The organism is Stenotrophomonas sp. STEN038 (assembly GCF_056759895.1).
Genome location: NZ_JBRRDW010000012.1, coordinates 38119 through 61213, shown reverse-complemented (window position 1 = coordinate 61213; position 23095 = coordinate 38119). Strand labels below are relative to the sequence as shown.

The window sequence follows — 23095 nt, the reverse complement described above, 5'->3', positions numbered from 1 at the left end:
ACACCCCTGAACGTTACGTTCGTACTGCCACCTTGGTTTTGCGTGAGCCATCCTTAGGCTTTGCCGAATCTGGCCTCAACACCTCCGGCTGCTCCCGGTACTGCGTGGCCGATGCACCAAAACGCGCGCGGAAGGCCCGCGCAAAGCTGCAGCAGTTGTCAAAACCGCTTGCAGACGCCACTTCGCCAATCATCATGTCGGTATCACGCAACAGCATTGCCGCCCGCTCCAGGCGCAGCCGCGCCGACAAGGATTGCGGGCTCTCTTCATACAGACTCTGGAAGGTCTTGGACAAATACCAGCTGGAGAAGTTGGTCAGCTCGGCCAGCTCGCCAATGCGCACGACGCGGTGGCTGTTGCCTTCCAGGTACATGCGCGCACGCTGCATGCGGCCGAACACCTGACGCTTGCGGATGCGCGAACGGCCAGGGCAGCGCTGCACGGTGCCGGCAAGGTCACGCTGCAGGGAAGCAAGATGCAGCAGCAGCGGACGCAGCTGATGAATGGTTGCGCCCGTTGCCTGCGCCTCGCGCCACAGGCGCAGCGCCAGACGTGCCTCGCCCATACTCATGCGGCCGCGGCCGGTATAGACGCTGCAGTCGGCCAGGGTGCCGAGCATGCGCAGCGCATCGGTGTCGAGGCTGATACCGATGCACATGCCATCACGGCCGGCCTGGACCAGCGGACGCGATTCCTTTTCGAAGGCAATCCACTCGCGCTGGCGCAGGCGGAACTTGCCTTCCTTGGATTCAACCCAGGCAGTGCCACGCAGCTGCAGCCACACAGTGAACACGGTGCCCGAAGTCTGCAGGCTGCCCAGTCGCGCCACGCCTACACAGGCCGGTCGCGGGCCATCCTCCGCAGGCTTCTCGAACGACACAGACTGACCACGATCTACCCACGAAACCTGCCGCATATCGCACACCATCGTTTGCTCATATTGAGCGAACGTTTTGCCAACTTTGGCGATGCGAGTCAGGAAAGTACGGCGAGAAAGCTGCGAATTCTTCCCGATAAGCCCTACGAAATATTTCCGAAACCACAATTCCCTACGGCGACAGCCACTTAGCCAAGCCCAGCACCCGTCGCGGCGCACGTTGCGGAATACGCATCATCCCGATATCGGCGTTGTCAGCAGCGGCCAAGGCAATGAAAACCGCCCTTCCATCCGGCGCCAGGCTCAGGCCGTTGCTCGCACTGAAGCGGCTCGTATCCAGACACTGGCTGCTGCCATCAGCGGCGATGGCAGTGAGCCGGCTACTGCAATCCCGGCTGATGTCCAGGTATTCCACGGCGCCGCTGGCAGCCACGGCCCAGGCACGGTAACGCCAACGACTAGGCAGCTCCGCGTGCACGGCTTTCACACTGTCCTGGCTCAGACTCGGTGCCGCCTGCCAAAGCCCGCCACTGGCCAACCGCGTGAACAACACCCGTTGTCCTGCATTGTCGAAACGCACCTGCGATACACCTTCCAATGACGCCAGGCGTTTCCACGGCTGCTGACTACGGTCAAACAGCGTCAACGCCATCCGCTCATCTTCACCGCGCTCCACCACCAGCAGCGTGTCGGCGGCAGGCCCATACACCGCCTGCAGCGGTTCACGTACAGGCACCGCCAGCTTCACCCAGTGACCTTCCTCAGGTGCCACCTCATAGATACCCGGTGCTCCATCCGCATCTCGCCCAGTCACCAGCAGCCGTCGCCCATCGGCAGACCAATCCATGGGTTGCCGCGCCTCGGGGCGTACCCCTTCGATCATCTGCAGGGACGCGGGTTCATTCAGGCGCGCCCACCACAAAGCGAATGCACCGGAACGGTCCGAGGTGAACGCCAACTGCCCGCCATCGGGTGACACCATTGGCTGGCCATCACGCGCCGAGGAAGCAAACAGGCGCTGCGCCGGCCCAGCATCGACTCCCAGCGGGATACGGTACAAGCCGAACTGCGGTTGGCTGCGCATGAACGCCAGGTTGCCACCGCCACGCGACACCGCGGGACTCTGCGCGTTGTCGATGCCCATGTCACGCAAGGCGCGCGTCGCCACATCCAAGCGATACAGGCGCGCTTCGCTGTCGATACGACGCCCAAACACCATTTCATCCGAGCCCAACCAACTCCACCCCCTGATTTCGGCGGCCTCGTCGGTCAAGCGCTGTGCATTGCCACCATCGGCATCCATGACCCACATATCCCCCACTTGGGGATTGCGCACGAAACCGATCTTTTTCCCATCCGCCGAGTAGCGCGGCGCATAGTCGAAGTCGTCTGCGCCGATCTCGTACTGCAACGATGACCAGCGTCCCGATGCCAGGTCCAGGCTGCGTATACCTCGACTTGCGTAACGGCCGGTCATGGAACCAAACAGCAGGCTCGCTCCGTCCGGCGCCCAGTCAAAGCTCAGCATGTCGGTACCATCACAACGCGCTGCGCGACGCAGGCCGGTGCCCGTTGCCGACACCACCAGCACCTCGCAGTCACCCTGCAACAGGAAGCGCGCAAAGGCGATATTGCGGCCATTCGGCGACCACACCGGGAAGCGATCCGAAGCACCGGCGGGCGTGGCCAGCAGCGGCGTGGCGGTCGCGTTGCTTACACTCTGTATCCACAAACTGGACCTGTTGTCCTTCTCGCGCGCGAACACCACCAACGCACCATCGGGTGAGAGCGAAGGATTGACCTCAACGTCCTCGGTCGCGGTAATCAGCCGATAGGGGCGCGCAGGACTGCCCACCACCCGGTTGCCCTCGGCAACCGTTGCATCCACCTGCGAAGGCGCATCGCGCTCCCACAGCAACCATGCCATCACCAGCGTGCTGAGCAACAAGGCAATACCGATTGCCAGCAGGCCATAACGCCGCACCTTGCGACGTTTGTAGCGCGTTGCTTCGCGCGCGTTTGCTTCACGCGCGTCTGCAGGGGCTGAATCCGTGACCTCCGCCTCAGCGCCCCCGGACGCCTCGACAGCCGCGACATCCGAGCTCAGCTCCCAAACCACCGTGGCCAGCAGCCGATATCCGGTTTTAGCGATGGTTTCTATATAAGGCGCACCCTCGCCCGCCTCGCTTGCGGCAAACGCCTTGCGCAACTGGGTTACCGCTTGGGTAAGCACGTCATTGGTCGGCATGGTGTCCGGCCAGACTTCGGCGAACAGTTCCTCGCGTGTCACCACCTGCCCGGGCTTGCGCGCAAGCGCCAACAACACCCCCACCGATTTCGGTGTGAGCCGCTGTACTTTGCGTGTGCCTGGCAGATGCACCTCACGAGAGGAAAGCACCACCAGACACTCACCGATGCGCAATCGGTCAGAGCTAGGTTTTTCGGTGGGGTTCATTGCCATCGCGGTCTTTCAAAATCGCTGGCGGACACGAATCCTGTGTCCAGCTTTCCGGGCTCGAACCCTTGCAAGCCGCCAAATTCCGCAAAAGGCATCAACGCACAGAGCAAATGTTTTATCTGGAACAGATATTACTCTAATGAAGTTCCCCACGTGCCATACGTGGACGACATCAGGCTCTCTCTCGCCGACGAAATTACATAATCAGTTACATGATTCGCGCCGCACGGCGCGATTTTTTTAACTAACGTTCAGTTTTCTCTGCCTTGTAGATGGTCAGGCCAACCAGCCGCGAAACCACCAGCGCAACGTACATAACGCCTGCAAACTGCTCCAACATCACCAATGCACGTGCCTGCGGATGCACCGGTACCACGTCGCTCAGACCTACCCCTGACAACAAGCTGAAGCTGAGATAAAGCAGCTCGACCCAGCTTCTGAAATCGCCTTCGCTGGTGGCGACAAAACTGCCCGGATAGACGTGCTGGCATACTGAATAGGCAAAAGCGAACGCCCAGGCCAACAGGGTGAACGTAGCGCCCGCAGCAAACAGCTCATCCCGTGTGACCTTGTGGTCCTGCAGCATGTAGGCAATCAAACTGCATGAAGTATAGAAATACAGCAGGCTCTCGAACGCCTGCGCCACCGCCACCAGCGAATGGCGCCCCAACAAGGCACCGGCGACGGAGAACACCACCGCCGGGATCGCCAGCGTCAATGCCAGCCACAGCAACAGCGGACTGCGCCGTACCACCCACACCGCCAACCCCAGCACCAGCATGCCGAACGCGCCGAACAACGCGCGTCCGGCCGGCATGTGCTCCATCGCCGGGTAAAGCAGCACACCCAGCAGCTGCACCGCCAGCAACCACGCCGACGGGTGCCTGCGCGCCATCACGATCCATCTCAAGCGCGACTGCATACGCATCCCCATTGCCGGTACCAAACGATGTGGTTGAGCCAGGGCCCGCAGGGGCGGACCTCAGGGACCCGGACTGGCCGCCATCCCGGCGCGATACGGGTAAGTGGCAAAGATCGCCGCTACCGCGGCATCAATCCGCTCGCCGCGCTGCTCCGGCTTCACCCGCCCCACCGTACCGACCGCAACGCCTTCCCAGACCAGTTGCTTCTTCCGCGCATCCACCACGTCGATGTTCAAGGTACCTTCGGTGTACTGGCGCACGTCGGTGCGGTCGCGCCAATAAGGCACGGCAACATAACCGCGGGCGCGGTAGCTGTAGTAATAGTCGTAATCCACTTCCGGCATCGTGGTGACCTGGGTCTTGTCCTGCAGGTAGGCGTTGAGGTTCACCCACAGGTCCGGGTTGGTTTCATCGAACCGATAGCCACGTGATTCCATCTGCGTGCGCACCGCTGCGCGGATACGATTGCTGGTGATGGTGGTATAGCCATGCTGCTCAAGCGCGAGCGGGGTGTAGAAGGCAAAGCTGCGGTAGCGCGAGAAGTCAGCGGTCGGATCGGCCTGGCTGGCAACTCGCGGTGTGCTGGCGCAGGCGCCCAGCAGGAGCAGCGAGGACAAGACGAAAAGCAAGGAAACGAAGCGAAGTTTCATGGCCTACCCCTGGTGTGGACGAGCGCACGCTAACACGTCCTTAGCCGTCCCGGCGTCAAACAATGGGCGGGGCACCCGCTGGATGCCCCACCCCGGATTGCAGGACTACTCGACCCGGTAGACCTGCGCGCCCTGCTCGCGGAACTGCGCCGACTTCTCGGCCATCCCCGCCGCCAACGCCACCCCCTCATCCATCCCCTGCTCGGCCGCGTACTCACGCACATCCTGGGTGATCTTCATCGAGCAGAAATGCGGGCCGCACATCGAGCAGAAGTGGGCCAGCTTGTGTGCATCCTTGGGCAGCGTTTCATCATGGAATTCCTTGGCCTTTTCCGGATCCAGACCGAGATTGAACTGGTCTTCCCAGCGGAACTCGAAGCGCGCCTTGCTCAAGGCGTTGTCGCGGACCTGCGCACCCGGATGGCCCTTGGCCAGATCGGCGGCATGCGCGGCGATCTTGTACGCCATGATGCCGTCGCGCACATCCTGCCGGTTGGGCAGGCCCAGGTGCTCCTTCGGCGTCACGTAGCACAGCATCGCGGTACCGTACCAACCAATCATCGCTGCACCAATCGCACTGGTAATGTGGTCGTAACCCGGCGCGATGTCGGTGGTCAGCGGCCCCAGCGTATAGAACGGTGCTTCGCCGCACTCCTGCAGCTGCTTGTCCATGTTCTGCTTGATCAGCTGCATCGGCACATGACCGGGACCTTCGATGATGGTCTGCACATCGTGCTTCCACGCAGTCTTGGTCAGCTCGCCCAACGCCTCCAGTTCGCCGAACTGCGCCGCGTCGTTGGCATCGGCAATGCAGCCAGGGCGCAGGCCGTCACCGAGACTGAAGGACACGTCGTAGGCCTTCATGATGTCGCAGATGTCTTCGAAGTGCGTGTAAAGGAAGTTTTCCTTGTGGTGCGCCAGACACCATTTGGCCATGATCGAACCACCGCGCGAGACGATGCCGGTGACGCGCTTCGCGGTCAGTGGCACGTGTCGCAACAACACCCCGGCATGGATGGTGAAGTAGTCAACGCCCTGCTCGGCCTGTTCGATCAAGGTATCGCGGAATATCTCCCAGGTGAGCTCCTCGGCCCGCCCGTCCACTTTCTCCAGCGCCTGGTAGATCGGCACCGTACCAATCGGCACCGGCGAATTGCGCACGATCCACTCGCGCGTCTCATGGATGTGCTTGCCGGTGGACAGATCCATCACCGTGTCGCCGCCCCAGCGGATCGCCCACACCAGCTTCTCCACTTCCTCGGCGATACCGGAAGAAACCGCGCTGTTGCCGATATTGGCGTTGATCTTGGTCAGGAAATTGCGGCCGATGATCATCGGCTCACACTCGGGGTGGTTGATGTTGTTTGGCAGGACCGCGCGGCCGCGCGCGATCTCATCGCGCACGAACTCCGGCGTGATGATCTGCTGGATGCTGGCACCGAAGCTCTGCCCCGGATGCTGGGCAAGCAGCCCTGCATCGCGCACCGCATCCAACCGCTGGTTCTCGCGGATGGCGACGTACTCCATCTCCGGGGTAACGATGCCGCGCCGCGCATAGTGCATCTGGGTGACGTTGGCGGTACCAATCGCACGGCGCGGCAGCGTGCGGCCGGGGAAGCGCACGGCATCGAGCCTGGCATCGTGCTGGCGACCACGACCGAACTCTGAACTGAGCCCGGCCAACTGCTCGGTATCGCTGCGTTCCTCGATCCAGGCGCTGCGCACCGCCGCCAGCCCAACTGCCAGATCGATATTGGCCTGTGGGTCCGTGTACGGGCCGGAGGTGTCATACACGGTGACCGGATGATTCTCTTCGCCGCCAAACAGGGTTGGTGTGCGGGTCAGCGCGATCTCGCGCATCGGCACCTGCAGGTCCGTACGCGAACCCGCAACGAAGATCTTGCGCGAACCGGGAATCGGCCGGGTAACGGATTCGGAGAGTTGCTGGGCCTGTTGCTGCAGGCTGGGCTGTGCGTTCATTGGCATTCGTCCTGTCTATCCACACGCGGGGTGCGAAGGCCACGCGAGGGATTCGCATGACGGAACGAAGCGAAGGCGCACGCCACCCGGCCCTGGCCCATAGCGGGACATCGACTGGCGGCACACGAAGCTTCCCTACGCCGGTATGAGCCGGATCAGGTTCGAAGGGTATGTCTCAACCGTGACCCAATGGTCACGGTACCCCCGCTTCGGGCGTCATTAGACCCGCAATCGATGGGAAAGCCAAGCCAGCAGGAACGCCGGTCAACGGTACTACCCGGGGCATCGCCCTGCGCAACAACACAAGCCACTAACGTAATCGTGACGCGCCATTCAGTAGCATCCCGCGCAGGCTCGTTTCGAATGACTGCCTTGCGGCGCTTGCCGCCCCTCCTTTCCCGGTTTGGCGCCACGGTGCCAGCCGGCTGTCCTGCAAGCTCAGGCTCGCTCCCCTCAATCACTCATTTGATCGGAGAAGCTCCTTCATGGTGTTTCGTGTCTCCATTGCACTGGTCGCGCTGCTGGTGCTGATTGCCGGCCTCGCGCCCGGCCCCTTCAACGACGTGGTGCAGGCCGCGCTGGCCCAGGTTGTGCGTGGCGCCGGCTGGATGTACCTGCTGATCGTGTTCCTGACGCTGTCCTTCCTGCTGTACCTGGCGTTCGGGCGCTTCGGCAGCCTGCGCATCGGCGGCGAAGATGCCGAGCCGGATTTTTCCCGCGCCAGCTGGCTGTCGATGCTGTTCGCCGCTGGCATGGGCATCGGCCTGGTGTTCTGGGGCGCAGCCGAGCCGGTATCGCATTTCGTCACACCACCCGAAGGCCTTCCGCCGCAAAGCATGGATGCCGCCCGGGCCGCGATGCGCTACTCCTTCTTCCATTGGGGCCTGCACCCGTGGGCGATCTATGCCTTGATCGGGCTGGCAATGGCCTGGTTCCAGTACAACCGCAACGGCCGCGGCCTGATCAGCGACATGCTGCAGCCGGTGATCGGCCGCCATCATCGCGGTTGGTTTGGCAAGCTGGTGAACATTGCCGCCGTGGTCGCCACCGCAATCGGTGTCGCCACCACGCTGGGATTCGGCACCATCCAGATCGCCGCCGGCATGCAACGTGTGTTTGGCGTCACCGCAGGCGTGCCACTGCAGATGACCGTCATCGCCATCGCCTTCGTGCTTTACATGATCTCCACCACCAGCGGCGTGGACCGTGGCATCAAGTGGTTGTCCAACTTCAATCTGGCGTTGGCGGCATTGCTGCTGGCCGCAGTGCTGGTGCTCGGCCCCACCGGTTTCATCTTCGATACCTTCACCACCACGCTGGGCTCCTACCTGAACCAGCTGGTGACGATGAGCCTGCGCATGTCGCCTTTCTCCGGCAGTACCTGGGTCGCCGATTGGACCATCTTCTACTGGGCCTGGTGGATTGCCTGGGCGCCGTTCGTGGGCGCATTCATTGCGCGGGTATCGCGGGGCCGCAGCGTCCGCGAGTTCGTGGTCGGGGTAGTGCTGGCGCCAACCCTGCTCGGCTTCCTGTGGTTCTCGGTCTTCGGTGGCACCGCGCTGTGGGCGCAGCTGTTTGGCCACGCCGATCTTGTCCAGGCGCTGGGCAATGGCTATGAAACGGTGTTGTTCACGCTGTTCGACAGCATGCCGGCGTCATTGCTGCTGTCGGGCCTGGCGCTGGTCCTGCTGGTGATTTTCTTCGTCACCTCCGCCGATTCCGCGGTACTGGTGCTGGCCAGCATGTCCACCGATGAAGCCGGCGATCCACCACTGTCGCGCAAGCTGGTGTGGGGCATTGCCATTGCACTGATCGCCGCGGCATTGCTGCTCGCAGGTGGACTGGATGCACTGCAGGGCATGATCACCATTGCCGCACTGCCATTCGCGCTGTTGATGGTGTTGGTGATGATTTCGCTGTACCGCGTACTGGACGCCGAGCACAACCGGCAGCGTCGGCTTGCGCAGCGTGCACGACACATGATGGAGGCGTGGATCGAGCGCGAGCAGGCGGCACAGGAAGCAGCGCGTGCGGCCGCTGAAGCAGGCACCAACGCCGATCCCTGACCACAAAGAATCTGCGCTGTCCCGGAGTTTCACTCAAGTTCAAAGCGCCCTCCCCTTCGGCTCTGGCCGACGGAAGGGCGCAGTTACCGCCCCGCTTGCTCAGCAACGAGCCTCAATAACCAGCCGCCTGCCCATCCTTGCGGCTTTCCGAAGCGCCGTAGTAAACGCCACTTTCCGGGTCACGCATGATTGCCTGATAGCCGCCATAAGGACCGTCGGCAAACACCACACGGTGGCCCTTGCGCATCAGGCTGCGCACCGTCTCATAGGCAAAGCCGGTTTCAAGATTGACCTCACCTCCGTCACTCATCGCCGTGGCCTGCCCGGTCGGCTCGGTGGAGCCTTCATGCTGGATGCGCGGCGCGTCGCCGGCCTCCTGCAGGTTCATGCCGAAATCGACCAGGTTCATCACGATCTGCGCATGCCCCTGTGGCTGCATCGCGCCACCCATCACGCCAAAGCTGGCGAACGGCTTGCCGTCCTTGGTGATGAAGGCCGGGATGATGGTCTGGAACGGCCGCTTGCCCGGTGCATAACCGTTGGGATGATCCTTCTGCAGCACGAACATCTCGCCTCGATCCTGCAGGATGAAGCCGAGCCCCGGTGGCGCCATGCCGCTACCCATGCCGCGATAGTTGGATTGGATCAATGACACCATCATGCCGTCGGCATCGGCCACGGTCATGTAGATGGTGTCGCCCTCCTCCAGCTGCCGGGGCGTGCCCGGCTGCACTTCCTTCAAGGCCTTGTCCATCGAGATCAGCGCACGGCGCTGTGCTGCGTACTCTTTGGAGATCAGCCGCTGCACCGGCGCCGGCGAGAATGCCGGGTCCGCGTAGAAGCGTGCACGATCGGCGAACGCCAGTTTCTTGGCCTCAACGAACAGATGGATATGTTCTGCCGAGCCAAATGGAATCTTCGAGAAATCGTATGCTTCCAGCACGTTGAGGATCTGCAGCGCGGCGATGCCCTGGCTGTTCGGCGGCAACTCCCACACGTCGTAGCCGCGGTAGTTGCTGCTGACCGGCTCGACCCACTCACCCTGGTGCGCAGCCATGTCCTCGTAGCTCAGGTAGCCGCCATTGGCCTTGAAGTAGTCGCCAATGCCGCGAGCGATGTCGCCTTTGTAGAACGCATCGCGGCCGCCGTCGGCAATCTGCTGCAAGGTGTTTGCAAGGTTTGGGTTGCGCCACATCTGCCCCTTGCGTGGCGCTTGCCCGTCGATGGTGAACTGCTCTTTGAAACCCGGATACTGCGACAGCTTGGGCACCGAGCGATCCCAGTAGTAGGCAATGACCTCGGACACCGGATGCCCTTCTCGCGCATAGGCGATTGCCGGTGCCAGATTCTCCGCCATCGGCTTGCGCCCGAAGCGTTCGTGCAAGGCGAACCAGCCATCCACCGCGCCAGGCACCGACACCGGCAGCGGCCCGGTCGCAGGAATCTCCTTCAAGCCACGCCGCTGCAGCTCTGCAAGCGTCAGCGAACGCGGCGAGCGGCCCGAGCCGTTGTAACCATGCAGCTTCTGCGTCGCCGGGTCCCAGACAATCGCGAACAGGTCACCGCCAATGCCATTGCCGGTCGGTTCCATCAGTCCAAGCGCGGCGTTTGCGGCGATGGCCGCATCCACCGCCGAGCCGCCGCCCTTCATCACGTCGAGCGCGATCTGCGTGGCCAGCGGCTGCGACGTGGCCGCCATCGCATGCGGCGCGATGACTTCCGAACGGGTGGCAAATTCATGCCCGGTGATACGGTCTGCGGCAGGCACCGTTACCGGCGCGAGGGACAAGGCGAGCAACAGCGCGGTACGCAACATGGCGAAGGACCAGCAAGGGAATAGCGGGACGATAGCCCAGCCGCCATACAAGCGCACGCCTTGTGCAGTCGTTCAACTGCCAGGGAGGCGCCCTCATGGCGCGATGTGGTCCACGCAGGCTTTTTGCATCAACCAGAATCCCATGCCAGGTCACCACGGTCGGCTTCCCGGTGGGAATGGCGTGAACCGCGAAGCAGGGACATTGTCAGATGAGGGAACTCGAGACACCCGTCGGATGCCGCTGGCAATTCAGGGCGACGTCCCGGCCCGCGCCACTCCCAACGCCCCGACAGTCTCCTGCCCCCCGCTTGACCAGCCGCTGATCTGCTCCAGCAGCCCGCGCGTCTCCTGGCCTGGATCCAGGCCCAGTTCCTGCCGCAATACCGATTCGAATCGATGGTAGACCTTCAGTGCTGCAGCGCGCATGCCGGTCCCGGCATGTGCGCGCATCATCCGACGTGTATGTGCCTCGTTCCACGGATCGCGCTGACTCAAGGCATTGGCCAGCTGTACCGCCGACTCCCAACGCGATGCCTCCAGCATTTCATCGCAGCAGCGAGCCGCCGCATCGATCAGCTGCGCGTCCAGCAATTGCCGGGTACTCGCCAGCCAGCTCTGGAAGTTGGAATCGGCCACATCCTCCATTCCATCCAGAAACACTTGCTGCTCAGCCATCAGGTGGACCGCTTCACACGGCGCCTGCTGCAGCAGATCGACATCGAACAAAGGCGCACCGCCACGCATCAGGCCAACCGCCGAGCGTTCGATACGCAGAATGCCTTCGCCCAAAGCCAGATTGCAGAAGCGATTGAGGTTGCTCAGCACCTGGCGCAGGTTGGTCAGGGCGCTGGTCTCTCCCAGGTTGGGCCACAACAGGGCCGCCAGCGCAGCCCGCGAATGCATGCGATTGGATTCGATCGCCAGGTAGCCAAGCAGGACCCAGCCCTTGCGATAGATCAATGGCGTCGGCAGACCACCCCCCTGACCCATCAGCTGCAGCAGGCCGACGGTCGGTTCGCTGGTCAGTCCGCCATTCGGGTCGCCACACCGGCCCGCCCCCGCACACGTAGTGTCCTGTCCTGTTAACTGGGTCATGGCGATCTTCCTCGGGCTGGCCCAGAAAAGAGCCTCTTACTTGCTAAACCGGCAAAAGCGGCGCGATCCAATCATCGCCAGGGGAAATTTTTCCTTCGGCTGCATTCAAGCCGCCGCGGCTGGCCCGAAACCGCGCAATCCCGCAGCAAGCGCTACCGGTGCGCTTAGGTTTCAGCCGCAACCATGCCGTAGCGGCGGGGCTTGCGCGGCAATGTCAGGTATTCACACCTGCAAGCGTTGACACGCACCCGCAGGTAGTGGTTATCTCGACCAATGCTGCAACGCCACAACACCACCGCCAACACAACTTCGATCCCGGCCAACGCCGCGGCGTCGCTGCTTGTACTCGTACTTATTACCGAACCTACAGGGGCGGGACGAGCTGGCGCGTAGCAGAAAATGCCAGATTCGAACAAAGACCCCGCACCGGCCCCGGCGCGGGGTTTTTCGTTTCCAGCTTCTATTTCATCTGAAACCATGTACCCGACCCCAGACACCGCCAACAAACACACCGCCAACGCTGCCTGCCGCAGCGCTGCCGCCTGCATGGTGTCCACCCCGCCCGCCCCGGCCGCTGCGTCCTGACGCAACGGCCGTTTTTATTTCTGCCTGACTCTCTTCATTGCAAGGAAACCAAGCACCATGAGCACCAACGAACTGCCCCAGATCAAAATCGCCGTTGTCGGTTACGGCAGCCAGGGCCGCGCCCATGCCATGAACCTGCGTGAATCCGGCTTCGACGTGGTTGTCGGCCTGCGCGCTGGCGGCCCCACCGAGGTCAAGGCCCAGGCCGATGGCTTCACCGTCAAGAGCCCGGCCGAAGCGGTCAAGGACGCCGACCTGGTCGCCGTGCTGACCCCGGACATGGTGCAGAAGAAGCTGTACAACGAAGTGTTGGCGCCGAACATGAAGCAGGGTGCCTGCCTGCTGTTCGCGCACGGCCTGAACGTGCATTTCGGCATGATCGAGCCGCGCGCCGATCTGGACGTGGTGCTGGTCGCACCCAAGGGCCCGGGCGCACTGGTGCGTCGCGAGTATGAAATCGGCCGCGGCGTGCCGTGCATCTACGCGGTCTACCAGGACAAGAGCGGCAAGGCCGAGCAGTTCGCACTGGCCTATGCGGCTGGCCTGGGCGGCGCCCGCGCCAACATCATCAAGACCACCTTCAAGGAAGAGACCGAAACCGATCTGTTCGGCGAGCAGGCCGTGCTGTGCGGCGGTGCTTCCTCGCTGGTCCAGGCCGGCTTCGAAACCCTGGTGGAAGCCGGCTACCAGCCGGAAATCGCCTACTACGAAGTGCTGCACGAACTGAAGCTGATCGTCGACCTGTTCTACGAAGGCGGCATCACCCGCATGCTGGAGTTCATCTCCGAGACCGCGCAGTACGGCGATTTCGTCAGCGGCCCGCGCGTCATCGATGCCTCGGTGAAGGCACGCATGAAGGACGTGTTGACCGACATCCAGAACGGCACCTTCACCAAGAACTGGGAAGCCGAGTACGAAGCCGGTCTGCCGAACTACAAGAAGTTCCAGCAGGCCGACAAGGAACATCCGATCGAAAAGGTTGGCAAGGAACTGCGCGCCAAGATGGTTTGGCTGCAAGGTCAGACGGCGTAAGAACGTGCCGGCGAATCGTCCAGCGCAGCATCCCGTGTCCCGCGCCAAGCGCGGGCCACGGGGCATGCACGCTACGGTCGCAGCCAGGTTCCATCCCGCGGTCCCCCACCCGCAACAGGCAAAGGTCGCTGCATGAACACTTCCACCCCCGCTGCGCCCCGTAACGGCGCACGCTGGCTGACGCAGGCTTTGGAAGCCGAAGGCGTGCAAACGCTGTTCGGCTACCCGGGCGGCACCATCATGCCGTTCTACGACGCATTGGTGGACTCCAGCCTCAAGCACATCCTGGTACGACACGAGCAGGGCGCCGCTTTGGCTGCCAATGGCTATGCCCGCGCAAGCGGCAAGGTAGGCGTATGCGTGGCCACTTCCGGCCCGGGTGCGTCCAACCTGGTCACGGGCATTGCCGACGCCATGCTCGACTCGGTACCGATGGTGTGCCTGACCGGTCAGGTCGCTACCCCGCTGCTGGGTACCGATGCGTTCCAGGAACTGGATGTGTTCGGCATGACCATGCCGATCGTCAAGCACAGCTGGTTGGTGCGCAGCGTTGATGAGCTGCCGCAGGTGGTTGCCGAAGCCTTCCGCGTCGCCCGTGAAGGGCGGCCCGGTCCGGTGCTGATCGACCTGCCCAAGGACGTGCAATTGGGTGATGCCTCGCACCTGCCCGATCACGTGCCGGCCTCGGTGGATCCGGTGCCGGCACCTTCGGCCGAACGCCTGGCTGCCGCGGTGGAAATGATTGCCGCTGCAGAGAAGCCCGTGATCTACGGCGGTGGCGGCATCGGCCTGGCCGATGCGGTTGGCGAGTTCCGTCATTTCGTCGAAAGCTCCGGCATTCCGACCGTGCTGACCCTGCGCGGCCTGGGTGCATTGCCGGCCAATCATCCGCAATACCTGGGCATGCTGGGCATGCACGGCACCCGCGCCGCCAACATGGCGGTGCAGGAGTCGGACCTGCTGATCGTGGTCGGTGCCCGTTTCGATGACCGTGCCACCGGCAAGCTGGCTGAGTTCGCCCCGTTCGCCCGCGTCATCCATCTGGATGCCGATGCCTACGAGATCTCCAAGCTGCGCGCGGTCGACATCGCCATTCCCGGCAACGTCAAGACCGGCCTGCAGGCACTGACCAGCATCCGCAGCAGCTGCAACAGCTGGCGTGCACGTTGTGCCGCCAACCGCGAGAAGTTCGCCGCCCGCTATGACGCGCCCGGCCATGACATCTACGCACCAGCGCTGCTGAAGCGGCTGAGCGAAGTGGCACCGCCGGATACCGTCATCGCCTGCGATGTCGGCCAGCACCAGATGTGGGTGGCGCAGCATTGCCGTTTCAACCACCCGCGCAACCACCTGACCTCCGGCGCGCTGGGCACGATGGGCTTCGGCCTGCCAGCGGCGATGGGTGCGCAGTTCGCCTGCCCCGATCGCACCGTGGTGCTGGTTTCCGGTGATGGCAGCTTCATGATGAACGTGCAGGAGCTGGCCACCATCGCCCGCTGTCGCCTGCCGGTTAAGATCGTGCTGCTGGACAACTCCTCGCTGGGCATGGTCCGGCAGTGGCAGGAGCTGTTCTTCGCCGAGCGCTACAGCGAGATCGACCTGTCCGACAACCCGGACTTCGCCGCGCTGGTGCAGGTGTTCGGCATTCCCGCCACCCGCATCACCCAGCGTGCGCAGGTTGAAGATGCACTGGCCGCCATGCTGGATACCCCCGGCCCGGCACTGCTGCACGTGTCCATCGATGCACGCGCCAACGTGTGGCCGCTGGTGCCACCCAACAACGCCAACAGCACCATGCTGGACAGCAACCCAGCCCATGCCAAGGCAGCGCAGGAGAGTTCCAATGCAATACCGGCTTGACCTGGTGCTGAAGCCTGCCGAAGGCGCGCTGGTGCGCGTGATCGGCATGGTCGAACGGCGCGGCTTCGCCCCCAGCAACATCGCCGGCGCCCGCAATGCCGACGATGCCGGCCGCTGGCACGTGCAGATGGATATCCATGGCACGCGCCCGCCGGAAACCCTGTGCCACCAGTTGCAGAAAGTCTATGACTGCGAATCCGTGCAACTGGTTGCCGTAGCAGGTGCCAGCGTATGAGCAGCGATGTAAGTGGCGTACCGGTAGTACGCCGCCGCAAACCACGGAGGCGTCTTCTTCGACGCGAACAGCCGACAGCTGGTTCGCTCGTATCCGGTGACGGCCACGTACATGCCTGATCGTGGCCGCGCCGTCGCAGTTGCAACACCCGCTGACGCCCTGAACGTCAGCGTTGCCGACGTATTGGCCGCGCAGGCCCGCCTGCGCCGTTTTCTGCCGCCTACCCCGCTGCATTACGCCGAGCGTTTTGGCACCTGGCTCAAGCTCGAAAACCTGCAGCGCACCGGCTCCTACAAGGTGCGTGGTGCCTTGAACGCAATGCTGGCCGCACTGGAACGCGGCGACGAACGCCCGGTTATCTGCGCCTCGGCCGGCAACCACGCCCAAGGCGTGGCCTGGGCCTCGCATCGCCTGGGCGTGCAGGCCATCACGGTGATGCCGCATGGCGCACCGGCCACCAAGATCGCCGGCGTCCAGCATTGGGGCGCCACCGTGCGCCAGCATGGCAACAGCTACGACGAAGCCTTCGCCTTCGCCCGTGAACTGGCCGAACAGAACGGCTACCGCTTCCTGTCCGCCTTCGACGACCCCGACGTGATCGCCGGCCAGGGCACGCTGGGCATCGAACTGGCACCGCATGCACCGGACGTGGTGATCGTGCCGATCGGCGGCGGCGGCCTGGCCTCCGGCGTCGCGCTGGCCCTGAAGTCGCAGGGTGTGCGCATCATCGGCGCGCAGGTTGAAGGCGTGGACTCGATGGCACGCGCGATCAAGGGCGATGTGCGCGAAGTTGATCCGGTGCCAACCCTGGCCGATGGCGTCAAGGTCAAGATCCCAGGCTTCCTCACCCGCCGTCTGTGCGCCAGCCTGCTCGACGATGTGGTCATCGTCCGCGAAGCCGAGCTGCGCGAAACCCTGGTGCGGCTGGCACTGGAAGAACACGTCATCGCCGAAGGTGCAGGTGCACTGGCGTTGGCCGCAGGCCGCCGCGTGTCCGGAAAGCGCAAATGTGCGGTGGTGTCCGGCGGCAACATCGACGCCACGGTATTGTCGACCTTGTTGTCTGAAGTACGCCCCAGCCCACCACGCAAACCTCGACGGCGTAACGCCGAACGACTTAGAAGCCGTGTCGTTGCATCGACACAGCGCAGTTCCAGATCCGAATCCCCCCAAATTTCCGTTACCGCCGCAGTCGAGGAGACCCTCTGGTGAATACTCCAACCAACAACACCCCGCGAATTACCATCTTCGACACGACCCTGCGCGACGGTGAGCAATCACCCGGCTGCAGCATGACCCCACCACAGAAGCTGGTGATGGCGAGGGCGCTGGCGGAACTGGGCGTGGACGTGATCGAAACCGGCTTCCCCGCAAGTTCGCAGTCCGACCGCGAAGCCATGGCGCTGATCGGCCGCGAGGTACGACAGCCGGTCCTGGCAGTGCTGTCGCGCTGCCTGGCCGGCGATATCGAAACCTCCATCAAGGCTCTGGAAGCCGCAGCGCGCCCGCGCCTGCACCTGTTCCTGTCCACCAGTCCGCTGCACCGCGAGCACAAGCTGCGCATCAGCAAGGAACAGGTGCTGGAATCGGTGCACAAGCATGTGAGCATGGCGCGCGGCTATCTGGACGATGTCGAGTTCTCCGCTGAAGACGCTACCCGCACCGAGCTGGACTTCCTGACCGAAGTCACCCAGGTCGCGATCGCCGCCGGCGCGCGCACCATCAACCTGCCCGACACCGTTGGCTTCACCACGCCGGAAGAAATCCGCGCGATGTTCCAGCACGTGATCGCCAACGCCGCCGGTGCTGACAAGGTCATCTTCAGTACCCACTGCCACAACGACCTGGGCCTGGCCGTGGCCAACTCGCTGGCCGCCATCGAAGGTGGTGCGCGCCAGGTGGAAGGCTCGATCAACGGCATCGGCGAGCGTGCCGGCAACTGCGCGCTGGAAGAAATCGCGATGGTGCTGAAGGTGCGCAATGCCTTCTACAACAACTTCGACACCGGCTTCGACACCCGCCGCATCGTGCCCACCTCGCAGCTGCTGCAGCGTCTGGTCGGCATGCCGGTCCAGCGCAACAAGGCCATTGTTGGCGCCAATGCCTTCGCGCACGAATCCGGCATCCACCAGCACGGCATGCTGCGCAACCGCAACACCTACGAAATCATGCGTCCGGAAGACGTGGGCTGGGAGTCCTCGCAGATGGTGCTGGGCCGCCACAGCGGCCGCGCCGCGGTCGAGGCACGCCTGCGTGCGCTGGGTTACTGGCTGGAAGAGGAAGAACTGAAGCTGATCTTCGAGCAGTTCAAGGCACTGTGCGAACAGCAGCGCGTGGTCACCGATGCCGACCTGCAGACCCTGATGCAGGGCACGTCCAGCAGCGACGGCTACCGCCTGGCATCGATGACCATCAGCGACGTCGGCAGCCGTGCCAACGCGCTGGTCGAGCTGTCCGATCCGGAAGGCAACCGCGTCGCTGAAACCGCGCAGGGCGACGGCCCAGTCGATGCCTTGTTCTCGGCATTGTCGGCCGCCACCGGCGTGCAGCTGACCCTGGACAGCTACCACGTGCACAGCGTCGGCATCGGCGCCGATGCGCGCGGCGAGGCCAACCTGAGCGTGCGTCACGAAGGCGAAATCCTCGAAGGCACCGGCACCAGCCGTGACATCATCGAAGCCAGCGCGCTTGCCTGGCTGGATGTCACCAACCGCCTGCTGCGCCAGCGTGAAAGCAGCACCACCGAGGAAGCCGTCAGCGCCTGAGCGCGACGACAGAACATAGGCACCGGAACGAACCAATGAGCTCCGCACCCAAAACCCTGTACGACAAACTGTGGGATGCCCACGTTGTCGTTCCCGAATCCGACAACGCGCCGGCCGTGCTGTACATCGACCTGCACCTGATCCATGAAGTCACCTCGCCGCAGGCCTTCACCGAGCTGCGCGAGCGCGGCCTGAAGCCGCGCCGCACCGACCGCACCAAGGCGACGATGGACCACTCCACGCCGACCCTGCCGGCCGGCCCGGACGGCAAGCTGCCCTACGCCAGCAAGGCCTCCGAAGCACAGGTGGAGACGCTGGCGAAGAACTGCGCCGAGTACGGCATCGAACTGTTCGACCTGTCCTCGGCCAACCGCGGCATCGTCCACGTCATCGCCCCCGAGCAGGGTTTCACCCAGCCGGGCATGACCATCGTCTGCGGTGACAGCCACACCTCCACGCATGGCGCATTCGGCTCGCTGGCCTTCGGCATCGGCACCAGCGAAGTCGGCCACGTGCTGGCCACGCAATGCCTGCTGCAGCGCAAGGCAAAGACCATGTCCATCACCGTTGATGGCGCCGTTGCGCGGGGCGTCGGTGCCAAGGACGTGGTGCTGCACATCATCGGTGTGATCGGCGTCAACGGTGGTACCGGCCACGTGCTGGAGTTCCGTGGCTCGGCTATCCGCGCGATGGACATGGAACAGCGCATGACCCTGTGCAACATGTCGATCGAAGCCGGCGCCCGCGCCGGCATGGTGGCACCAGACCAGATCACCTTCGACTGGGTCGCCAAAACCCCGCGCGGCCCCAAAGGCGCCGACTTCGACAAGGCGGTGGCGTACTGGTCCTCGTTGAACAGCGACGAAGGCGCACGCTTCGATGTGGAAGTGAATATCAATGCCGCCGACATCCGCCCGACCCTGACCTGGGGCACGCACCCGGGCACCGCGATTGCCGTTGATGCGCCGATCCCGGCTGCCAACGATGCCGCCGCGCAGAAGGGCCTGGACTACATGAAGTTCGAAGCCGGCCACAGCTTGATCGGTACGCCGGTCGACGTGGTGTTCGTCGGTTCCTGCACCAATGGCCGGCTGAGCGACATGCGCGAAGTGGCACAGGTGCTGCGCGGCCGCCACGTCGCCGATGGCGTGCGCATGCTGGTGGTGCCGGGCTCGGAGATCGTCAAGCGCGATGCCGAGGCCGAAGGCATCCACGAGATCGTGCGTGCCGCCGGTGCCGAATGGCGCGAGCCGGGCTGCTCGATGTGCATCGCCATGAACGGTGATCTGGTCGCACCGGGCCAGCTGGCGGTAAGCACCAGCAATCGTAATTTTGAAGGCCGCCAAGGGCCGGGCTCGCGCACCTTGCTGGCCTCGCCGATGAGCGCGGCATGGGCTGCGGTGAATGGGCGCGTTGCCGATACCCGCGATCTGTTTGCCAAGGAGGTGGCGTGATGGCCGCACTGACCCGCATCGTTTCGCGCAGCGTGGTGCTGCGCCAGACCAATATCGACACCGACCAGATCATCCCGGCGCGTTTCCTGTCCACCACCGAGCGTGCAGGTCTGGGCAAGAACGCGTTCAATGATTGGCGCTGGCAGGCCGATGGTTCGCCGAATGCGGAATTCGCCTTCAACCAGCCGCACAACCAGGGCCGTGCCATCCTGTTGGCCGGGCGCAATTTCGGCTGTGGTTCCTCGCGCGAACATGCGCCGTGGGCGCTGACCGATCTGGGCCTGCAGGCAATCGTCAGCAGCGAGATCGCCGACATCTTCCGCAACAACTCGCTGAAGAACGGCCTGCTGCCGATCGTGCTGGACGAAGCCGATGTGCAGGCGCTGATGCAGAATCCGGATGACGAACTGACGGTGGATGTAGCAGCGCGTGAGCTGCGCACGTCCAGCGGCAAGGCATACAGCTTCCCGCTGGATGGTTTCTCGCAGACCTGTCTGCTGGGAGGCGTTGACCAGCTGGGCTGGCTGCTGGGCCGGGTCGATGAAATCGAGCGGTATGAGGCGGCGAAAGCAGCCTGACGAAACACCCCTCCCCTTGCCGGCGTAGCCGGCAGGGGGAGGTCGGGAGGGGGTTGGCTTTTGGCTTGCAAGGCTCAAACGGCAACAGCAACAGCAACAGCAACAGCAAGAGCTACCCCTCCCCAGCCCTCCCCTGCGCCTTCGGCGCAAGGGAGGGAGTTCTCAACAACAGCAACCGGAACCCATACATGCAAGCCAACATCGTCGTACTGCCGGGTGACGGCATCGGTCCAGAAATCACCGCGGTCGCCGTCGACGTGCTCAAGGCCATCGCAGCCCGATTCGGCCACAGCTTCAGCTTCAGCGAACACGACATCGGCGGCATCGCCATCGACAATCACGGCGAGCCGCTGCCGGCAGCCACGCTGGACGCCTGCAGCAAGGCCGATGCGGTCCTGCTAGGCGCCGTCGGTGGCCCCAAGTGGTCCGACCCGAACGCCAAGGTGCGCCCGGAACAAGGCCTGCTGGCGATCCGCAAGGCACTGGGCCTGTACGCCAACCTGCGCCCGGTTCGCACCCACCCGGCCGCGCTCAACGCCTCGCCGATCAAGCCCGAACTGCTCAAGGACGTGGACTTCGTGGTGGTGCGCGAACTGACCGGCGGCATCTACTTCGGCGACAAGACCCGCGACGCCGACAGCGCCAGCGATCTGTGCCGCTACACCGCGGTCGAGATCGAACGCGTGTTGCGCAGCGCCTTCCGCCTGGCGCAGCAGCGCCGTGGCAAGCTCACCTCGGTGGACAAGGCCAATGTGTTGGAAACCTCGCGTCTGTGGCGTGACATCGCCGCACGCATCGGCCGCGAGGAATTCCCGGACGTGGAACTGGAACACCAGCTGGTCGATTCCATGGCCATGCACCTGATCGCCAAGCCGCGCGTCTACGATGTGATCGTCACCGAGAACATGTTCGGCGACATCCTCACTGATGAGGCCTCGATGCTGGCCGGTTCGCTGGGCCTGCTGCCGTCCGCCTCGTTGGGCGAACAGGGCAAGGTCGGCATCTACGAGCCGATCCACGGCTCGGCACCGGATATCGCCGGCAAGGGCATCGCCAACCCCTACGCCACCATCCTCAGCGCGGCGATGCTGCTGCGGCACTCATTGGGGCTGGAAGCAGAAGCTGCAGCCATCGAACAGGCGGTGACATCCGCGCTCGACGGAGGCTATTTCACCGCCGACCTCGCAGCACAAGGTCAGGCGCTCAACACCCAGCAAGCCGGGCTAGCCGTGCTTGCGCAGTTGAACTGATGTAACCGGACGCGGCCCTTGGCCGCGTCTTTTTTTGCGGGCCGTTCCCGCCAGGTGGATACCACGCCGTTTCTTCATTGGACCTGTCGTTTCAGGTCCCGCACCAACAAAGGAATGACCTTGAACTACCGCACCCCCGACGACTTCCTGGCCCATGTGGCCAAGCGCGACCCCAACCAATCCGAGTTCCTGCAGGCAGTGAAGGAAGTGGCACACAGTCTGTGGCCATTCCTGCAGCAGAACCCGAAGTACACGCAATACGGGTTGCTGGAACGTCTGGTCGAGCCGGAGCGGGTCATCCAGTTCCGCGTCGCCTGGGCCGATGACAAGGGGCAAACCCACGTCAATCGCGCCTGGCGCGTGCAGCACAGTTCGGCGATTGGCCCCTTCAAGGGCGGCATGCGCTTCCACCCCTCGGTGAACCTGTCCATCCTCAAGTTCCTGGCCTTCGAGCAGACCTTCAAGAACGCGCTGACCACCCTGCCAATGGGCGGTGGCAAGGGCGGCTCGGACTTCGACCCCAAGGGCAAGAGCGACGGCGAAGTGATGCGGTTCTGCCAGGCGCTGATGCTGGAACTGTACCGCCACCTCGGCCCGGATACCGATGTGCCGGCTGGCGATATCGGCGTTGGCGCACGCGAGGTCGGCTTCATGGCCGGCATGATGAAGAAGCTCAGCAATGACGCCTCCAGCGTGTTCACCGGCAAGGGCCTGGCCTTTGGCGGCAGCCTGATGCGCCCGGAAGCCACCGGCTTCGGCACGGTCTACTTCGTCGAGCAGATGCTGCATCACGCCAAGCGCCAGACCCACGGCGCCAAGGTGCTGGTGTCCGGTTCCGGCAACGTTGCCCAGTACGCGGCGATCAAGGCCAGCGAACTCGGCGCCAAGGTACTGACATTTTCCGACTCAGGCGGCACGCTGTATGCGCGCGATGGCTTCGACGAGACCGCCCTGCAGGAAGTGATGGCGTTGAAGAACGAACGCCGCGGCCGTCTGTCCGAGCTGGCCGATGATGCGCGCTTTGAATTCCTTGCGGATCGTCGTCCCTGGCATATCCCGGCCGACATCGCCCTGCCCTGCGCTACCCAGAACGAGCTGGATGAAACCGACGCACGTACCCTGGTCCACAACGGCGTGCTCTGCGTGGCCGAAGGCGCCAACATGCCGTCCACACTCGAAGCGGTGGATGTGTTCCTGCAGGCCGGCACGCTGTACGCGCCAGGCAAGGCCAGCAATGCCGGCGGCGTGGCCACCTCGGGCCTGGAGATGAGCCAGAACGCGCTGCGCCTGTCATGGCGCCATGCCGATGTCGACGAACGCCTGCACGTGATCATGAAAGAGATCCACGCCAACTGCGTGCATCACGGCGTGCGTGCCGATGGCAGCGTCAATTATGTCGACGGCGCCAACATCGCCGGCTTCGTCAAGGTCGCCGATGCTATGCTGGCACAAGGTCTTTACTGACCCATCC

The 23095-nt window shown here is 63.7% G+C and carries 17 protein-coding genes and 1 riboswitch; of the genes, 10 read left to right on the top strand and 7 right to left on the bottom strand.

Annotated features, from left to right (window positions below; all coding sequences use genetic code 11):
* Positions 1–13 precede the first annotated feature (13 nt).
* The 5 genes from ACVOLS_RS07225 to thiC form a co-directional block, all read right to left on the bottom strand.
* Positions 14–916 carry a helix-turn-helix transcriptional regulator gene (locus ACVOLS_RS07225; RefSeq protein WP_481545044.1) on the bottom strand — a complete coding sequence of 301 codons (903 nt, stop codon included), beginning with the start codon at positions 914–916 and terminating at the stop codon, positions 14–16.
* Between the two features lie 133 nt (positions 917–1049).
* Positions 1050–3332 (bottom strand): winged helix-turn-helix domain-containing protein, encoded by a 2283-nt coding sequence (locus ACVOLS_RS07220; RefSeq protein ID WP_481545043.1) that lies wholly within the window; start codon positions 3330–3332, stop codon positions 1050–1052.
* Between the two features lie 247 nt (positions 3333–3579).
* Entirely contained in the window at positions 3580–4263 is a 684-nt protein-coding gene (locus ACVOLS_RS07215; protein ID WP_481545084.1) for an ion channel, read from the bottom strand.
* Positions 4264–4317: 54 nt separating this feature from the next.
* On the bottom strand, positions 4318–4908 hold the full coding sequence (locus tag ACVOLS_RS07210) for a DUF4136 domain-containing protein (protein ID WP_481545042.1): 591 nt from the start codon (positions 4906–4908) through the stop codon (positions 4318–4320).
* A gap of 105 nt (positions 4909–5013) precedes the next feature.
* Positions 5014–6888, bottom strand: coding sequence for a phosphomethylpyrimidine synthase ThiC (thiC, locus tag ACVOLS_RS07205; RefSeq protein WP_481545041.1), 1875 nt, complete (start codon positions 6886–6888; stop codon positions 5014–5016).
* Positions 6889–7002: 114 nt separating this feature from the next.
* Positions 7003–7104: riboswitch (TPP riboswitch) on the bottom strand.
* A 269-nt stretch (positions 7105–7373) separates the two neighbouring features.
* On the opposite strand from thiC, the gene ACVOLS_RS07200 reads away from it, so the two are divergent.
* Positions 7374–8954 (top strand): BCCT family transporter, encoded by a 1581-nt coding sequence (locus ACVOLS_RS07200; protein ID WP_481545040.1) that lies wholly within the window; start codon positions 7374–7376, stop codon positions 8952–8954.
* Between the two features lie 112 nt (positions 8955–9066).
* Here the strand turns inward: ACVOLS_RS07200 and ggt are convergent, their stop codons facing one another.
* Both ggt and ACVOLS_RS07190 read right to left on the bottom strand, forming a co-directional pair.
* On the bottom strand, positions 9067–10770 hold the full coding sequence (ggt, locus tag ACVOLS_RS07195; protein WP_481545039.1) for a gamma-glutamyltransferase: 1704 nt from the start codon (positions 10768–10770) through the stop codon (positions 9067–9069).
* Between the two features lie 249 nt (positions 10771–11019).
* Positions 11020–11865: an AfsR/SARP family transcriptional regulator gene (locus ACVOLS_RS07190; RefSeq protein WP_481545038.1), complete on the bottom strand. Its 846-nt coding sequence runs from the start codon at positions 11863–11865 to the stop codon at positions 11020–11022.
* Positions 11866–12507: 642 nt separating this feature from the next.
* On the opposite strand from ACVOLS_RS07190, the gene ilvC reads away from it, so the two are divergent.
* The 9 genes from ilvC (at position 12508) to gdhA (ending at position 23088) form a co-directional block, all read left to right on the top strand.
* Positions 12508–13482 (top strand): ketol-acid reductoisomerase, encoded by a 975-nt coding sequence (gene ilvC / locus ACVOLS_RS07185; protein WP_481516359.1) that lies wholly within the window; start codon positions 12508–12510, stop codon positions 13480–13482.
* A gap of 132 nt (positions 13483–13614) precedes the next feature.
* A complete protein-coding gene (ilvG, locus tag ACVOLS_RS07180) occupies positions 13615–15342 on the top strand; it encodes an acetolactate synthase 2 catalytic subunit (protein WP_481545037.1) in 1728 nt (575 codons plus the stop codon).
* Complete coding sequence (locus ACVOLS_RS07175) at positions 15326–15577, top strand: ACT domain-containing protein (RefSeq protein WP_282267202.1); 252 nt, start codon at positions 15326–15328, stop codon at positions 15575–15577. Before ilvG ends, ACVOLS_RS07175 begins: the two co-directional genes overlap by 17 nt.
* 159 nt (positions 15578–15736) lie before the next feature.
* The gene (locus ACVOLS_RS07170; RefSeq protein ID WP_481545083.1) at positions 15737–16789 is read left to right on the top strand and encodes a threonine dehydratase; all 1053 of its coding nucleotides are present in this window, start codon (positions 15737–15739) and stop codon (positions 16787–16789) included.
* The gene (locus tag ACVOLS_RS07165; RefSeq protein ID WP_481545036.1) at positions 16786–18342 is read left to right on the top strand and encodes a 2-isopropylmalate synthase; all 1557 of its coding nucleotides are present in this window, start codon (positions 16786–16788) and stop codon (positions 18340–18342) included. Before ACVOLS_RS07170 ends, ACVOLS_RS07165 begins: the two co-directional genes overlap by 4 nt.
* 35 nt (positions 18343–18377) lie before the next feature.
* The gene (gene leuC / locus ACVOLS_RS07160) at positions 18378–19796 is read left to right on the top strand and encodes a 3-isopropylmalate dehydratase large subunit (protein ID WP_481545035.1); all 1419 of its coding nucleotides are present in this window, start codon (positions 18378–18380) and stop codon (positions 19794–19796) included.
* Entirely contained in the window at positions 19796–20374 is a 579-nt protein-coding gene (gene leuD, locus ACVOLS_RS07155; RefSeq protein WP_481545034.1) for a 3-isopropylmalate dehydratase small subunit, read from the top strand. The genes leuC and leuD overlap by 1 nt, the downstream gene beginning before the upstream one ends.
* A 188-nt stretch (positions 20375–20562) precedes the next feature.
* On the top strand, positions 20563–21624 hold the full coding sequence (gene leuB / locus ACVOLS_RS07150; protein ID WP_481545033.1) for a 3-isopropylmalate dehydrogenase: 1062 nt from the start codon (positions 20563–20565) through the stop codon (positions 21622–21624).
* A gap of 120 nt (positions 21625–21744) precedes the next feature.
* Positions 21745–23088 carry an NADP-specific glutamate dehydrogenase gene (gene gdhA, locus ACVOLS_RS07145; protein ID WP_481545032.1) on the top strand — a complete coding sequence of 448 codons (1344 nt, stop codon included), beginning with the start codon at positions 21745–21747 and terminating at the stop codon, positions 23086–23088.
* Positions 23089–23095 lie beyond the last annotated feature (7 nt).

Bases quoted from the DNA above. Each gene is read 5' to 3' on its own strand.
- ACVOLS_RS07225 (WP_481545044.1), bottom strand. From the start codon at position 916: ATGCGGCAGGTTTCGTGGGTAGATCGTGGTCAGTCTGTGTCGTTCGAG.
- ACVOLS_RS07220 (WP_481545043.1), bottom strand. From the start codon at position 3,332: ATGAACCCCACCGAAAAACCTAGCTCTGACCGATTGCGCATCGGTGAG.
- ACVOLS_RS07215 (WP_481545084.1), bottom strand. From the start codon at position 4,263: ATGCGTATGCAGTCGCGCTTGAGATGGATCGTGATGGCGCGCAGGCAC.
- ACVOLS_RS07210 (WP_481545042.1), bottom strand. From the start codon at position 4,908: ATGAAACTTCGCTTCGTTTCCTTGCTTTTCGTCTTGTCCTCGCTGCTC.
- thiC (WP_481545041.1), bottom strand. From the start codon at position 6,888: ATGAACGCACAGCCCAGCCTGCAGCAACAGGCCCAGCAACTCTCCGAA.
- ACVOLS_RS07200 (WP_481545040.1), top strand. From the start codon at position 7,374: ATGGTGTTTCGTGTCTCCATTGCACTGGTCGCGCTGCTGGTGCTGATT.
- ggt (WP_481545039.1), bottom strand. From the start codon at position 10,770: ATGTTGCGTACCGCGCTGTTGCTCGCCTTGTCCCTCGCGCCGGTAACG.
- ACVOLS_RS07190 (WP_481545038.1), bottom strand. From the start codon at position 11,865: ATGACCCAGTTAACAGGACAGGACACTACGTGTGCGGGGGCGGGCCGG.
- ilvC (WP_481516359.1), top strand. From the start codon at position 12,508: ATGAGCACCAACGAACTGCCCCAGATCAAAATCGCCGTTGTCGGTTAC.
- ilvG (WP_481545037.1), top strand. From the start codon at position 13,615: ATGAACACTTCCACCCCCGCTGCGCCCCGTAACGGCGCACGCTGGCTG.
- ACVOLS_RS07175 (WP_282267202.1), top strand. From the start codon at position 15,326: ATGCAATACCGGCTTGACCTGGTGCTGAAGCCTGCCGAAGGCGCGCTG.
- leuC (WP_481545035.1), top strand. From the start codon at position 18,378: ATGAGCTCCGCACCCAAAACCCTGTACGACAAACTGTGGGATGCCCAC.
- leuD (WP_481545034.1), top strand. From the start codon at position 19,796: ATGGCCGCACTGACCCGCATCGTTTCGCGCAGCGTGGTGCTGCGCCAG.
- leuB (WP_481545033.1), top strand. From the start codon at position 20,563: ATGCAAGCCAACATCGTCGTACTGCCGGGTGACGGCATCGGTCCAGAA.